Source organism: Halomonas sp. SS10-MC5, assembly GCF_015992245.1.
Lineage (GTDB): Bacteria > Pseudomonadota > Gammaproteobacteria > Pseudomonadales > Halomonadaceae > Halomonas > Halomonas sulfidoxydans.
In genome coordinates this window covers 2,421,533-2,435,972 of sequence record NZ_CP065435.1, presented here as the reverse complement: position 1 = coordinate 2,435,972, position 14,440 = coordinate 2,421,533, and the positions used below count along the sequence as shown (strand labels likewise).

Annotated in this window: 14 protein-coding genes; 10 read left to right on the top strand and 4 right to left on the bottom strand. The window is 66.6% G+C overall.

The genetic code is table 11. The annotated features are described in order from the left end of the window. Positions 1-14: 14 nt before the first annotated feature. The 6 genes from infC (at position 15) to ihfA (ending at position 5,242) form a co-directional block, all read left to right on the top strand. Positions 15-554, top strand: coding sequence for a translation initiation factor IF-3 (infC, locus tag I4484_RS11450; RefSeq protein WP_276571228.1), 540 nt, complete (start codon positions 15-17; stop codon positions 552-554). 84 nt (positions 555-638) lie between these two features. Continuing rightward, complete coding sequence (rpmI, locus tag I4484_RS11445; protein WP_089725334.1) at positions 639-833, top strand: 50S ribosomal protein L35; 195 nt, start codon at positions 639-641, stop codon at positions 831-833. 37 nt (positions 834-870) lie between these two features. After that, positions 871-1,224: a 50S ribosomal protein L20 gene (gene rplT / locus I4484_RS11440; RefSeq protein WP_104203667.1), complete on the top strand. Its 354-nt coding sequence runs from the start codon at positions 871-873 to the stop codon at positions 1,222-1,224. Positions 1,225-1,444: 220 nt separating this feature from the next. Then, positions 1,445-2,464 carry a phenylalanine--tRNA ligase subunit alpha gene (gene pheS, locus I4484_RS11435; protein ID WP_197447433.1) on the top strand — a complete coding sequence of 340 codons (1,020 nt, stop codon included), beginning with the start codon at positions 1,445-1,447 and terminating at the stop codon, positions 2,462-2,464. Positions 2,465-2,492: 28 nt separating this feature from the next. Continuing rightward, entirely contained in the window at positions 2,493-4,874 is a 2,382-nt protein-coding gene (gene pheT, locus I4484_RS11430; protein ID WP_197447432.1) for a phenylalanine--tRNA ligase subunit beta, read from the top strand. A 62-nt stretch (positions 4,875-4,936) separates the two neighbouring features. Beyond that, positions 4,937-5,242 carry an integration host factor subunit alpha gene (ihfA, locus tag I4484_RS11425; protein WP_111411771.1) on the top strand — a complete coding sequence of 102 codons (306 nt, stop codon included), beginning with the start codon at positions 4,937-4,939 and terminating at the stop codon, positions 5,240-5,242. Positions 5,243-5,283: 41 nt separating this feature from the next. On the opposite strand, the gene I4484_RS11420 is transcribed toward ihfA, so the two are convergent. Further along, the gene (locus I4484_RS11420) at positions 5,284-5,499 is read right to left on the bottom strand and encodes a DUF2788 domain-containing protein (protein ID WP_197447431.1); all 216 of its coding nucleotides are present in this window, start codon (positions 5,497-5,499) and stop codon (positions 5,284-5,286) included. A 154-nt stretch (positions 5,500-5,653) separates the two neighbouring features. On the opposite strand from I4484_RS11420, the gene I4484_RS11415 reads away from it, so the two are divergent. Next, the gene (locus I4484_RS11415; protein ID WP_197447430.1) at positions 5,654-6,118 is read left to right on the top strand and encodes a flavodoxin domain-containing protein; all 465 of its coding nucleotides are present in this window, start codon (positions 5,654-5,656) and stop codon (positions 6,116-6,118) included. A gap of 1 nt (position 6,119) precedes the next feature. Further along, positions 6,120-6,491 (top strand): hypothetical protein, encoded by a 372-nt coding sequence (locus tag I4484_RS11410; protein ID WP_197447429.1) that lies wholly within the window; start codon positions 6,120-6,122, stop codon positions 6,489-6,491. A gap of 45 nt (positions 6,492-6,536) precedes the next feature. Here the strand turns inward: I4484_RS11410 and ppnN are convergent, their stop codons facing one another. Continuing rightward, positions 6,537-7,901 carry a nucleotide 5'-monophosphate nucleosidase PpnN gene (gene ppnN / locus I4484_RS11405; RefSeq protein ID WP_267956286.1) on the bottom strand — a complete coding sequence of 455 codons (1,365 nt, stop codon included), beginning with the start codon at positions 7,899-7,901 and terminating at the stop codon, positions 6,537-6,539. Positions 7,902-8,109: 208 nt separating this feature from the next. Between ppnN and I4484_RS11400 the strand changes: the two genes are divergently transcribed. Next, positions 8,110-9,024, top strand: a complete 915-nt coding sequence (locus I4484_RS11400; protein ID WP_197451007.1) for a LysR family transcriptional regulator — start codon at positions 8,110-8,112, stop codon at positions 9,022-9,024. Positions 9,025-9,111: 87 nt separating this feature from the next. On the opposite strand, the gene gcvP is transcribed toward I4484_RS11400, so the two are convergent. After that, entirely contained in the window at positions 9,112-12,006 is a 2,895-nt protein-coding gene (gene gcvP, locus I4484_RS11395) for an aminomethyl-transferring glycine dehydrogenase (RefSeq protein ID WP_197447428.1), read from the bottom strand. A gap of 92 nt (positions 12,007-12,098) precedes the next feature. Further along, a complete protein-coding gene (gene gcvH, locus I4484_RS11390; RefSeq protein WP_197447427.1) occupies positions 12,099-12,491 on the bottom strand; it encodes a glycine cleavage system protein GcvH in 393 nt (130 codons plus the stop codon). 475 nt (positions 12,492-12,966) lie between these two features. On the opposite strand from gcvH, the gene I4484_RS11385 reads away from it, so the two are divergent. After that, positions 12,967-14,373, top strand: a complete 1,407-nt coding sequence (locus I4484_RS11385; protein ID WP_197447426.1) for a sodium:alanine symporter family protein — start codon at positions 12,967-12,969, stop codon at positions 14,371-14,373. Positions 14,374-14,440: the final 67 nt, after the last annotated feature.

Sequence of the window (14,440 nt, the reverse complement as noted above, 5' to 3'; positions counted from 1 at the left end):
ACGGAGACGGAACGATCAAGCGAAGCAGCCAGCGCGGACGTCCTCAGGACAAGCGCCCCCCAATGAACGAGCGGATAACCGAGGATCAGGTACGCCTGATCGATAGCGACGGCGAGCAGCTGGGCATTGTGCCGACCAGCGAAGCGCTCGAGCGCGCCGAAGCGGCCGGTCTAGACCTCGTCCAGATTTCCAACGCCGATCCGATCGTCTGCAAGATCATGGATTACGGTAAATTCGTCTTCGAGCAGAAGAAGCAGAAGGCTGCCCAGAAGAAGAAGACGAAGCAGATTCAGGTCAAGGAAGTCAAATTCCGGCCTGGCACCGACGAGGGCGACTATCAGGTCAAGCTTCGTAACCTGATTCGCTTCCTCGAAGGTGGCGACAAGGGCAAGGTCACGCTGCGTTTTCGCGGCCGTGAAATGGCGCACCAGGACATCGGCCGCAAGCTGATGGAGCGGATCGCCGCGGATCTCGAGGAGATCGGGACCGTGGAGTCCTTCCCCAAGATGGAAGGGCGCCAGATGACCATGATCATTGCCCCCAAGAAGAAGTGATCCGAAGGCCAGTCAAACGGCGGGTCGGCTTATGCCGGCCGGCGGCCCCGGATTTTCTGAAAAATCTCGAGCGGAGTTAGTCTCATGCCGAAAATCAAGAGCAACAGCGGCGCTGCCAAGCGCTTCAAGAAGACGGCCAACGGCTTCAAGCACAAGCAGTCGTTCCGTAGCCACATCCTGACCAAGAAGTCGACCAAGCGGAAGCGTCAGCTGCGCGGTATGAAGCAGATCCACGACGCCGACAAGGCCCTGATTCAGCGCATGCTGCCGAATCTGTAAGCCTCTGGTTGCCCCACTTTAACGTCAGGAGAAAGCCATGACTCGTGTCAAGCGTGGTGTCGTCGCTCGTCGTCGTCACAAGAAAGTTCTCAAGCTGGCCAAGGGCTACTACGGTGCCCGTTCGCGCGTCTTCCGCGTGGCCAAGCAGGCTGTCATCAAGGCCGGTCAGTATGCCTACCGCGACCGCCGTCAGCGCAAGCGCCAGTTCCGTGCCCTGTGGATCCAGCGTATCAACGCCGGCGCCCGTCAGCACGGCCTGTCCTACAGCCGCTTCGTCGGTGGGCTGAAGAAGGCCGGTATCGAGATCGACCGCAAGGTGCTGGCCGACCTGGCCGTTCACGAGAAGGCTGCCTTTGCCGCCATCGTCGAGAAGGCCAAGGCTGCCCAGTAAGTGACATCGGCCGATGGCGTCGGGCCGGCCCAGGCCGGTCCGCCACGATGCCAGACCGTCGCAGGGGAAGAGCAGCCGCTCTTCCCCTGTTTTTTGTGGCCCCCCTCATGGGTCACGCTACGGACCGTCGCTGGCGCGGCGTCGAGGATCGCCCATGGCATCCTTCGCCACGCAACATTGACGCGTGAACAGTAGAATCAACGATTTCGGAGCTCAGCGGATGGACCATCTACCGACATTGGTCACCGAGGCCCGTCAGGCCATCCAGGCCGCCGAGAGCATCGCGGCGCTCGATGAGCTGCGCGTGCGCTACCTCGGCAAGAAAGGCGAGATCACCGCCCAGCTCAAGGGGCTGGGCAAGCTGCCGGCGGACGAGCGCCCGGCGGCGGGCGAGCGCATCAACCAGGCCAAGCAGGCCCTGGCCGAGGAGCTCGACGCCCGGCGCAAGGCGCTGTCGAAGGCAGCGCTCGAGGCGCAGCTGGCCGCGGAGCGCATCGACGTGACCCTGCCGGGGCGCGGCCAGGCCAGCGGCGGGCTGCATCCGGTCACCCTGACCCTGGAGCGTATCGAGGGGCTGTTCAGCCGCATCGGCTACGACGTCGCCGTGGGGCCGGAAGTGGAGGACGACTACCACAACTTCGAGGCCCTCAACATCCCGGCGCACCATCCGGCGCGGGGCATGGCCGATACCTTCTACTTCGACGCCACGCGCCTGCTGCGTACCCACACCTCGCCGGTACAGGTACGCACGATGAAGGAGCAGGCGCCGCCGATCCGCATCGTCTGCCCGGGGCGGGTCTACCGCAGCGACTCCGACCTGACCCACACGCCGATGTTCCACCAGGTCGAGGGCCTGCTGGTGGACGAGGACGTGAGCTTCGCCGACCTCAAGGGCACCATCGAGGATTTCCTCCACGCCTTCTTCGAGCGTGACGACCTGTCGGTGCGCTTCCGGCCCTCCTATTTCCCCTTCACCGAGCCCTCCGCCGAGGTCGACATCCAGTGCGTGATGTGCTCGGGCGAGGGCTGCCGGGTCTGCTCGCACAGCGGCTGGCTCGAGGTGATGGGCTGCGGCATGGTGCATCCGGAGGTGTTCCGTCACTCCGGCATCGATGCGGAGCGCTACAAGGGCTTCGCCTTCGGCATGGGCGCCGAGCGCCTGGCCATGCTGCGCTACGGCGTCAACGACCTGCGCATGTTCTTCGACAACGACCTGCGCTTCCTGCGCCAGTTCGCTTGACCGACCGCTGCAGAACACAGGATTTGCCATGAAATTTTCCGAACAGTGGCTGCGTGAGTGGGTGTCCCCGCAGCTGGGCGTACAGGGGCTGGCCGACCAGATCACCATGGCCGGCCTGGAGGTGGATGCCGTCGAGCCCGTGGCCTCGGCCTTCAGCGGCGTCGTCGTCGCCGAGGTGGTCGACAAGCAGCCGCATCCCGATGCCGACAAGCTCAATGTCTGCCAGGTGGTCGATGGCGATGGCGAGCCGGTGCAGGTGGTATGCGGTGCGACCAACGTGGCAATAGGGCAGAAGGTGCCCTTTGCCCGGGTGGGAGCGGTGCTGCCCGGCGACTTCAAGATCAAGCAGGCCAAGCTGCGCGGCGTCGAGTCGCGTGGAATGATCTGCTCGGCTTCCGAGCTGGGGCTGGCCGAGGAAACCTCCGGGGGCATCCTGGTGCTGCCCGCCGATGCGCCGGCCGGTGAGGATTTCCGCGCCTGGATGGGGCTCGACGACCATACCGTCGAGGTCGACCTGACCCCGAACCGTGGCGACTGCCTGAGCCTCAAGGGGCTGGCGCGGGAGGTCGGCGTGCTCAACCGGCTGCCGGTCACGCCGCCCGCCATCGAGCCGGTGGCCGCCGGCCATGACGAGACCTTCCCGGTTCGTGTCGAGGACCCCGAACGCTGCCCGCGCTACATCGGCCGGCTGATCAAGGGGGTCGACGTCACTGCGGCCACGCCGCTGTGGATGGTCGAGCGCCTGCGGCGCAGCGGCATCCGCTCGATCGACCCGGTGGTCGACGTGACCAACTACGTGATGCTCGAGCTCGGCCAGCCGCTGCATGCCTTCGATCGCGACAACCTGCACGGTGCGGTGGTGGTGCGGCTGGCGCGGCAGGGCGAACGGCTGATCCTGCTCGATGGCCAGGAGATCACCCTGGAGGCGTCGACGCTGGTGATTGCCGACGAGCGTGGCCCGCTGGCGATCGCTGGAGTGATGGGCGGCGAGCATTCCGGTGTCGGACCGGCGACGCGCGACATCTTCCTCGAATCGGCCTTCTTCTCGCCGCTGGCGGTGGCGGGGCAGGCGCGCTCCTACGGGCTGCACACCGATGCGTCGCATCGCTTCGAACGCGGCGTCGACCCGCAGCTCACGCGTGAAGCGGTCGAGCGCGCCACGGCGCTGCTGCTCGCCATCACCGGCGGCGAGCCGGGGCCGCTGGTGGAGGTGGCCAGCGCAGCGCACCTGCCCGCCGAGCGCGAGGTGACGCTGCGTGCCGCGCGATTGGAGCAGGCGCTGTGCAAGGCGCTGCCGTCCGCAGAGGTGCAGGAGATCCTCGAGCGGCTGGGCTTGCAGGTGAGCGCCACCGAGGCGGGCTGGCAGGCGCGGGTGCCGAGCTGGCGTTTCGACATCGCCATCGAGGAGGACCTGATCGAGGAGGTGGCGCGCATCCACGGCTACAACCGCCTGCCGGTGCGTCGCCCGGCGGCGCGGCTGGCGCTGCGCCCCGATCACGAGGCGCGTACGCCCCTGGCGCGCCTGCGCCGCCAGATGGTGGCGCGTGGCTACCAGGAGGCCGTCACCTATAGCTTCGTCGCCCCCGAGCTGCAGCAGCTGCTGCTGCCCGATGCGGTGTCGCCGCGACTGGCCAACCCCATCTCCAGCGATCTCGCGGTGATGCGGGCGAGCCTGTTTCCGGGGCTGGTGCGAGCGCTGGAGTACAACCTCAACCGCCAGCAGACTCGGGTGCGCCTGTTCGAGACCGGCCTGGTGTTCCGCGGCGACCTGGATCAGCTCGATCAGACCCCGATGGTCGGGGCGCTGGTCTGCGGCGAGCGCTTCCCCGAAGGCTGGAGCGGCGGCCGCGACAAGGTCGACTTCTTCGACCTCAAGGGCGACCTGGAGAGCCTGATCGCGTTGGGCGGCGAGGAGGGCGCCTGGCGCTTCGAGCCCGGCGAGCATCCGGCGCTGCATCCGGGGCAGAGCGCGCGGATCGTCTACCGCGGCGAGGCGGTCGGCTGGATCGGGGCGCTGCACCCGGGGGTCAAGGCCGAGTTGGGGCTCAAGACCGAGGCGTTCCTGTTCGAGGTGCGCCAGGACGCGCTGACCCATGGGGTCCTGCCCAGGTTCGAGCCGCTGTCGCGCTATCCGGAAGTGCGCCGCGACCTGGCCTTCCTGCTGGGCGAGGAGCGGCCGGTGCAGGCGCTGCTGGACTGCGTTCGCGATCAGGCGGGGGAGTGGCTGCAGGAGCTGCGCCTGTTCGACGTCTACCAGGGCAAGGGCGTACCCGAAGGCAGCAAGAGTGTTGCCCTGGGCTTGACCTGGCAGCATCCTTCGCGCACGCTGAATGACGATGAAATCAATCAGTTGGTCGATGCCATCGTCGCCGAGTCGCATCAGCATCTGGGGGCCGAGCTGCGCGGATGAGCGTAGGGGATCGATGGGTGTCGTCAAGGCGGCGGGCTGGACCGCCATTCTGAGGAGGTGACATGGGAGCGTTGACCAAGGCGGAGCTGGCCGAACACCTTCACGCCGAGCTGGGGCTGACCAAGCGCGAAGCCAAGGCCATGGTAGAGGCTTTCTTCGAGGAGATCCGGGCGTGCCTGCGCGAGAACGAACAGGTGAAGCTGTCGGGGTTCGGCAACTTCGACCTGCGCGACAAGCGTGAGCGTCCCGGGCGCAACCCGAAGACCGGCGAGGAGATCCCCATCTCGGCGCGTCGCGTGGTGACATTCCGCCCGGGGCAGAAGCTCAAGAGCCAGGTGGAGCGCTACGAAGGCTCGCCGCCAAGCTGACGATGCAGCGGGATGCCACCTGCCGGGTGGCATCCCGCTCGCTACACGCCCCCGCCGTTCTCCATCACCCAGGTGACCACCACCTTGAGGATGTAGCCCATCATGCCCGCGCCGAGCACCACGAAGAGCATGAGGGTGCCAAAGCGGCCGGCCTGGGATTTCTTGGCCAGGTCCCAGATGATGAAGCACATGAACAGGATCAGCCCACCGATGAGCAGGGGGGTGATCCAGGCTTCGAACGTCTGCGTCTGCAGCATGTCGCCTCCTCGCACGAAAGGCCGACCATTATACTCGGGCATGGCGCGGCCTGCATGCGGCACCTCGTCGCCCGGGGGCGAGGCGTCGGCCGAACTGCGGCATCCGCCTGCGTCGTGGTATCATGTCGTTGAATGATTCAGGTTTATCCCCGACATGCCAATGCTGAAGATCTTCGTAGGAACCATGTATGGCGGTGCCCTCGATGTCGCCGAACAGGTCGCTCCGCTGTTCGAGGCGGCCGGCTATGACACCGCCATCCTCGAGCAGCCTGCCCTTGCCGACCTGACCGAGGCGCCGCCCGATCTGGCGCTTTTCTGCGTGTCCACCACCGGCAGCGGCGACTTTCCCGGCAACTTCGTGCCCTTCGCCCGCGGGTTGGATGAGCAGAGCCCGTCGCTGGTGGGGCTGCGCTACGGCGTGATCGCCCTGGGCGACAGCTCCTATGGCGATACCTTCTGCGGCGCCGGTCGTCGCCTCGACGAGATGCTGGAGGGGCTGGGTGCCACTCGCCTGGGGGAGCGGCTGGAGGTCGACGCCATGGAAACGTTCATGGCCGACGATGCCGCGCTGCCCTGGGCCGAGGAGTGGATCGAAACCCAGCAGCTCACGGTGGCCTGAGATGACCGCTCCCACCGCGGAACGGCTGAGCCTGCTGGCGGGCCTGCTGATCCTGATGTTGGCCACCGTGCCACGCTACCTCGCCGGCGGCCACGACAACCGCCTTGCCCTGATCGCGATCGTCATTGCCGTGGTGGCGGTGGTGGCGGTGGGGAACTGGCGCATGCTGGGCGCCGGCGAGCGCGCCCGGCTGCCGCTGCTGGGCAAGCGACTGGCTCTGTCGCTGGTCGCCGGTCTGGCCGCGATGGGGCTCTGGCATGCGCTGTTCACCGACTGGGTGAGCTGGCAGCTGCTGATTGCCCATGGCGCCACCCTCGGGTTGCTGTTGCATGCCTTGTGGCTCTGGTGGCGCCCTCTCGGCGCCCAGGGCTGAGGCCCAGGCGCCGGGCGCGGCCGGCGCCTGGGCCTTGCTTTTCGCTTACACCAGCCGGTAGCAGGGTTCGTACTCCTGTCCGGGCAGCTTCATGCGGCCCTGGGCGACGAAGGAGCCGAGCAGCTCGTCCAGGCGCCGCATCAGCTCTGACTCGGCGTGCAGTTGGAAGGGGCCGTGCGCTTCGATCGCGCGCAAGCCGTGCTCCTTCACGTTGCCGGCCACGATGCCCGAGAACGCGCGCCGCAGGTTGGCCGCCAGCTCGTGCACCGGCTGGTTGCGGTGCAGTGCGAGGCCGGCCATTGCGCCATGGGTCGGTTCGAAGGTTTCCTGGAAGTTGCGCGCGACGGTCAACCGCCAGTTGAAGTGGAAGGCGTCCTGGTGGGCGCGGCGGAACTCGGTGACGCTGTCGATGCCCTGGCGCATGGTGCGGGCGACTTCGACAGGGTCGTCGACGATGATCCGGTACTTGCTGCGCACCGCTTCGCCGAGGGTATAGACCAGGAACTCGTCGATGCGCTGGAAGTAGTCGGCGGAATTGGCCGGGCCGGTGAAGATGACCGGCAGCTCCATGTCGTGGTTGTCGGGGTGGAGCAGGATACCCAGCAGGTAGAGGATCTCCTCGGCCGTGCCGACGCCGCCGGGGAAGACCACGATGCCGTGGCCCAGGCGCACGAAGGCCTCGAGGCGCTTTTCGATGTCGGGCATGACCACCAGCTCGTTGACCAGCGGGTTGGGCGCTTCGGCGGCGATGATGCCGGGCTCGGAAATGCCCAGGTAGCGGCCGTCGCCGATGCGCTGCTTGGCGTGCGCCAGGTTGGCCCCCTTCATCGGTCCCTTCATGGCGCCGGGGCCGCAGCCGGTGCAGATGTCCAGCTCGCGCAGGCCGAGGTGGTAGCCGACGTCCTTGGTGTACTCGTACTCCTCGCGAGTGATCGAATGGCCGCCCCAGCACACCACGATGCCGGGGTCGCGGCCGGGCTTCATCGTGCCGGCCTTGCGCAGGATGTGAAACACCGCGTTGGTGGTGCCTTCGCCCGTGGTCAGGTCGAACCGCTGGTGGTGCTGGATCTCGTTGTAGACGTAGATGATGTCGCGCAGCACCGAGGAGAGGTGCTCGCGGATCCCGCGGATCATCTTGCCGTCGACGAAGGCCTCGGCCGGCGCGTTGGTCACCTTGAGCCGGATGCCGCGGTCCTGCTGGATCACCTCGATGTCGAAATCGTGGTAGGTCTCCATCAGCACCAGGCTGTCGTCGGTCATGCTGCCGGAGCTGAGCACGGCGAGCGAACAGCGCCGCAGCAGGTCGTGCAGGCCGGCCTTGGAGGTGTCGCGCAGGCGATTGACCTCGTGCTGCGAGAGCACTTCCAGGCTTCGCAACGGCGAGATGGTGGCGGAGATGGTATCGGGCATGAAACGATCCTTGTGGTGGGCTTGCGCCCTGTCGCGTGCGGGGTGGACAGGGTTCATGCAATGGTCATCGAGTCGTGTTCATCGAGTCGTGATCCGATGCTATCACGCCGGCGGGAATGGCGCAGCGCTGCGCCGCGGGGCTCGCGATGGTAGGATGACGGCATCCGGTCTCGGCCCCTGACCGCCCATGCAAGCGATGCGATGCGCCATGTTCAACGCCCAGTATTTCCGTACCTTCATCACCCTGGTCGAAACCGGCAGCTTCACGCGAACCGCGCGCCATCTCGACATGACCCAGCCGGGCGTCAGCCAGCATGTGCGCAAGCTCGAGCAGTACCTCGACAAGCCGCTGCTCGAGCGTCAGGGGCGGCGCTTCACCCTTACCGAAGCCGGGCGCCGCGCCTACGACTACGGCCTGCGCCTGTTCGCCGAGCACGAGCAGTTCCGCCATTCGCTGGATGACGATGCGCTCGATACCGGCGAGTGCCGGATCGCGTCGCCCGGCAGCGTCGGCCTGATGTTCTACCCCTACATCCTCGGCCAGCAGCAGATGTCACCGGGGCTGACGGTCAACTACAGCTTCGCCTTCAGCCATGAGATCGTCTCGGACGTGCTGGCCGGCCGCCACGACCTGGGGATCGTCACCGAACCGATTCGCCACCCGGAGCTGGACTGCAAACTGTGGCATCAGGAGCCGCTGTGCCTGGTGGTGCCGGCCGACTTCGCCGGCACCTCGCTGGCCGAGCTGATGGGCATCGGCTTTCTCAACTACTCCGACGGCATCAACCACGCCGGGGCGCTGCTGCGCAGCAACTTTGCCGAGGAGTTTCGCTCCATGAGCCAGTTCCGGCGCCAGGGCTTCACCAACGAGGTGAGCATGGTGATGGACGCGGTGGCCCGCGGCCTCGGCTTCACCGTGGTGTCGCGACTGGTGCTGGAGACCTCGCCCTGGCAGCGCCAGGTCAAGGAGCTCGACCTGCCGGTCACGGAGTACGAGACGCTGCACCTGGTCACGCGCACCGGCACCAAGATGCCGCGCCGCTATGCGCGGCTGCTGGAGGGCTTTCGCGAACAGCGCATGCGCGAGCGCTTCGGCTACGGCGAAGTCGCCTCGCCGCTGTAGCGGCTTGACCGGCTTCGATCCGCATGGCAAACGGCCCGCCGATCGCTCGGCGGGCCGTTTCGCTTTGCTGCTACCGTCAGCGGCGCGTCAGTCGCGGTACTCGTCGATGCTCGGGCATGAGCAGATCAGCTGGCGGTCGCCGAAGACGTTGTCGACGCGATTGACCGCCGGCCAGTACTTGGCTGCCTTGACCGCTTCCGCGGGGAAGGCGCCAACCTCGCGCGAGTAGGGGCGTTCCCAGGCCGGGTCCATCAGGTCGGCCATGGTATGCGGGGCGTTCACCAGCGGGTTGTCGTCGACCGGCCACTCGCCGCGCTCGACCCGGGCGATCTCCTCGCGGATGGCGATCATGGCGTCGCAGAAGCGGTCGATCTCGTAGCGCGACTCCGATTCGGTGGGCTCCACCATCAGCGTGCCGGGCACCGGGAAGGACATGGTGGGGGCGTGGAAGCCGTAGTCCATGAGGCGCTTGGCGATGTCTTCCTCGCTGATGCCCGAGGCCGCCTTGAGCGGGCGGATGTCGATGATGCACTCGTGGGCCACGGTGCCGTTGACGCCGCGATAGAGCACCGGGTAGTGCTGCTCGAGGCGCCTGGCGACGTAGTTGGCGTTGAGGATGGCCAGTTCGGTCGCCTGGCGCAGGCCGCGCGCGCCCATCATCTTGATGTAGGCCCAGGAGATCGGCAGGATCGAGGCGCTGCCGTAGGCCGCCGCCGAGACCGCGCCGCAGTGCTCCTTCACGCCGGGGATCGGCGTGACCACGTGGTTGGAGACGTAGGGCGCCAGGTGCGCCTTGACGCCGATGGGGCCCATGCCCGGACCGCCGCCGCCGTGAGGGATGCAGAACGTCTTGTGCAGGTTGAGGTGGCTGACGTCGCCGCCGAAGTCGCCGGGGCGGGACAGGCCCACCTGGGCGTTCATGTTGGCGCCATCGATGTAGACCTGGCCGCCGTGGCGATGGACGAGGGCGCACGCCTCGCGAACGCCCTCCTCGAACACGCCGTGGGTCGAGGGGTAGGTGAGCATGATCGCGGAGAGCGCGTCGCTGTGCTGCTCGGCCTTGGCGCGCAGGTCGTCGAGGTCGATGTTGCCGATCTCGTCGCACTCCACTACCACCACCTTCATCTGCGCCATGGCGGCGGAGGCGGGGTTGGTGCCGTGGGCCGAGCTCGGGATCAGGCACACGTCGCGGTGCCCCTGGCCCTGGGCGGCCTGGTAGCGGCGGATGGCCACCAGGCCGGCGTACTCGCCCTGGGCGCCGGAGTTGGGCTGCATCGAGATGTGGTCGTAGCCGGTGATCTCGACCAGGAAGGCCGCCAGCTCGTCGATCATCTGCTTGTAGCCGACCGCCTGATCCTGCGGTACGAAGGGGTGCAGCTGGCCGAACTCGGGCCAGGTGATGGGAATCATCTCGCTGGTGGCGTTGAGCTTCATGGTGCACGAGCCCAGCGGGATCATCGCATGGGTGAGCGAGAGATCCTTGTTCTCCAGGCGCTTGAGATAGCGCAGCATCTCGGTCTCGCTGCGGTAGCGCTGGAAGGTCGGGTGCGTCAGGAACTCGCTCTGGCGACGGCTGGCGGCGGGAATGCCGCTGATGCCCCGGCTGGCCACCTGTTCGTCCAGGGCAGTGACGGAGAGGCCGTGCTCCTCGTCGAGCAACACGTCGAACAGCGCGTCGAGATCGTGGGCGGTGGTGGTCTCGTCCAGGCTGACGCCGATGTCGCCGTTGTCGAAATAGCGCAGGTTGATCTCGTGGGTCAGCGCGCGGCCGTGGATCTTGCCGGCATCGACGCCGGTCAGGCGCAGGGTGTCGAACCAGCTGTCGTGCACCAGCGCCACGCCCTTGGCCTTCAGGCCTTCGGCCAGGATGGTGGTGAGGCGGTGGATGCGCGTGGCGATGGTGGTGAGGCCTTCGGCGCCGTGGTAGACGGCATAGAAGCCGGCGATGTTGGCCAGCAGCGCCTGGGCGGTGCAGATGTTGGAGGTGGCCTTCTCGCGGCGGATATGCTGCTCGCGGGTCTGCATGGCCATGCGCAGGGCGGTGTTGCCGCGGCTGTCCTTGGACACGCCGATGATGCGGCCCGGGATCGAGCGCTTGAGCTTGTCGGTGGTGGCGAAGTAGGCGGCGTGGGGGCCGCCGTAGCCCATCGGTACGCCGAAGCGCTGGGAGTTGCCGACCACGATGTCGGCGCCGAGCGCGCCCGGCTCCTTGAGCAGCACCAGGCTCATGATGTCGGCGGCCACGCAGGTCATCACGTTCTTTTCGCGCGCGGCGGCGAGCAGCGGGGCGAGGTCGTGGACGCGGCCGCTCTCGCCGGGATACTGCAGCAGGGCGCCGAACACGTCGTGCTCGGCCAGGCTCTCGGCGGGGCCGACGATCAGCTCGAAACCGAAGTAGTGGGCGCGGGTGCGCACCACGTCCAGCGTCTGCGGCAGCACGTCGTCGGCGACGAAGAAGGCGTTGCTCTTCGACTTCTTGTTGGCGCGCTGGCACAGCGCCATGGCCTCGGCGGCGGCGGTGGCCTCGTCGAGCAGCGAGGCGTTGGCCAGCTCCATGCCGGTGAGGTCCATCACCATCTGCTGGAAGTTGAGCAGCCCCTCGAGGCGGCCCTGGGCGATTTCCGGCTGGTAGGGGGTGTAGGCGGTGTACCAGCCCGGGTTCTCCAGCACGTTGCGCTGGATCACGGCGGGTACATGCGTGTTGTAGTAGCCCTGGCCGATGTAGGTCTTGAAGACCTTGTTCTGGCGCGCCAGGCGCCTGAGGTAGTCGAGCGCCTCGGCTTCGCTGCGCGGCGGGTCGAGATCGAGTTCGCGGCCCAGGCGGATGTCCGCCGGTACCGTGCGCTCGACCAGCGTCTCGAGGCTGTCCATGTCCAGCGCCGCCAGCATGGCGGCTACATCTTCGGCTCCGGGGCCGTTGTGGCGGCGGATGAAGGCGTCATGATCGGCCAGTTCGGCCAGGCGGCGGTTGTAGTAAGCCATGGAGAACCCTGTACATAGTGGTGAATGCCCGGCGATTGGAGGTGCCCGGTCGCCGGGCCGGGGGCATCGCTGTGTCGCGGTCGGGTGCGACCTCAGGCGTCGCTGTCGACCACGGCCTGGTACGCCTCGGCATCCAGCAGCGCTTCCACCGCGGCCGCATCCTCGACGCGAACCTTCATGATCCAGCCACCTTCGTAAGGCGCTTCGTTGACGGTCTCGGGCGCTTCCTCGAGGGCTTCGTTGACCTCGACGATCTCGCCGGCCAGCGGGGCGTAGAGGTCGGAGGCGGCCTTGACCGATTCGATCACGCCGAACTCCTCACCTTTCTGCAGGGTACGTCCCACTTCGGGAAGTTCGACGAACACGACGTCTCCCAGGGCTTCCTGGGCGTGGTCGGTGATGCCGATGGTGACGGTGCCGTCGCCATTGTCCAGCACCCACTCGTGGCTGTCGTTGTAGCGCAGGTTGGCAGGGATCGAGCTCATGATGTTTTTCCTATAAGAAAAAGGTTTTCTGACTGTGCGAATGCTAACGCCATTGGCGGCATTTGGCGAGCCCGAGGGTCGCCTCCGGTTCGTGCTTTCGGAACCGTCGCCCCGATAGCGTGGCGCGTGGGACGGTAGGCGTCCAGTGCAACTTGCGTGGGATGGGGCGCTCCCGGCAGGCAACGGCGGTATTCGACACCGCCGGCCCGGCTCACTAACCTGTGAGGCATGCCGCTTGGCAGCGGCGCCAGGCGTGGGTGTGCCGGCCGATTGACGGGTGACGATGTCGTGACGTTTGTTTCCGATACGAAACACGCGCTAAGCTTGCGCTGCCGCGGGCAGGACGAACGAGTCGCAGCAGGCATTACGACTTGGTGGAATATTTCCGGCATTTTCCGCTATGGTACGCCGTCTGATCATCTAGATCTTTCGGGAATGTCCTTAAAAACAGTCTAAACAACAGAGGGAAACGTTCGTGGAAACATTGACAGCGATATTCAGCGCCATCAACGGTGTGGTTTGGGGGCCGTTGATGCTCATCCTGCTGCTGGGGGTGGGGCTCTATCTGCAGATCGGCTTGAAGCTGATGCCCATCCGCAAGCTGGGCACCGGCTTCAAGCTGATGTGGCAAGGGCGTGACGCCAAGCCTGCGCCCGGCGAGGCGAAGAAGGCGGACGACGAAGGCGAGATCTCGCCCTTCAATGCCTTGATGACGGCCCTGTCGGCCACCATCGGAACCGGCAACATCGCCGGTGTGGCGACGGCCATCGCCCTGGGTGGCCCCGGTGCGGTGTTCTGGATGTGGGTCACGGCACTGGTTGGCATGGCGACCAAGTTCTCCGAAGCGGTGCTTGCGGTGCGTTTCCGCGAGACCGACAGCACCGGCTATCACGTCGGCGGGCCGATGTTCTACATCAAGAACGGCCTGGGCCGTAAGTGGCTGTGGCTCGGCGGCGCCTTCGCCTTCTTCGGTGCCGTGGCGGCCTTCGGCATCGGCAACACCGTGCAGTCGAACTCCGTGGCCGACGCCCTGGATTCGACCTTCGGCATTCCCCACTGGCTGACCGGCGTGGTCATCATGGTCCTGGCGGGGGCCGTGATCCTGGGCGGTATCAAGCGCATCGCCAAGGTGGCCGGCAAGCTGGTGCCGATCATGGGTATCGCCTACGTGGTGGCGGGTCTGCTGGTGCTCATCATCAACGCCGGCCAGATCGGTGAAGCCTTCCGTCTGATCTTCTACTACGCCTTCAACCCGGTGGCGGCGGCGGGTGGCTTCGCCGGTGCGGCGGTAATGGCGGCGATCCGCTTCGGCGTGGCGCGCGGCATCTTCTCCAACGAGGCGGGCCTGGGCAGTGCGCCCATCGCCCATGCGGCGGCCAAGACCCGCAACCCGGTTCGCCAGGGCCTGATCGCCATGCTCGGCACCTTCATCGACACCATCATCGTCTGCACCATCACCGCGCTGGTCATCCTGACCTCCACGGTATGGATCCAGGGTGAAGAGGGGGCTTCGCTGACCGCGCTCTCCTTCGATGCGGCGCTGCCGGGCTGGGGCAACCAGATCGTATCGCTGGCACTGGCGGTGTTCGCCTTCACCACCATCCTGGGCTGGTCGTTCTACGGTGAGAAGTGCTTCCAGTTCCTGTTCGGTACGCGCTCGATCATGCTCTACCGGGTGCTGTTCGTGCTGGCGATCCCGCTGGGCGCCATGGCCCAGCTCGGCTTCATCTGGCTGATGGCCGATACCTTCAACGCCATGATGGCGATCCCCAACCTGATCGCGCTGGCCCTGCTCTCCCCCGTGGTGTTCAAGGTGACGCGCGACTACTTCAACGGCGAGACAGTGCTGCCGGGCGAGGACCTGGATCACGACAAGCGCTGAGTGACTGCCGTATCGGTGCGGGAGGCGCCTTGGGGCGTCTCTCCGCCCGTGCCGCATTCTCGCCTAC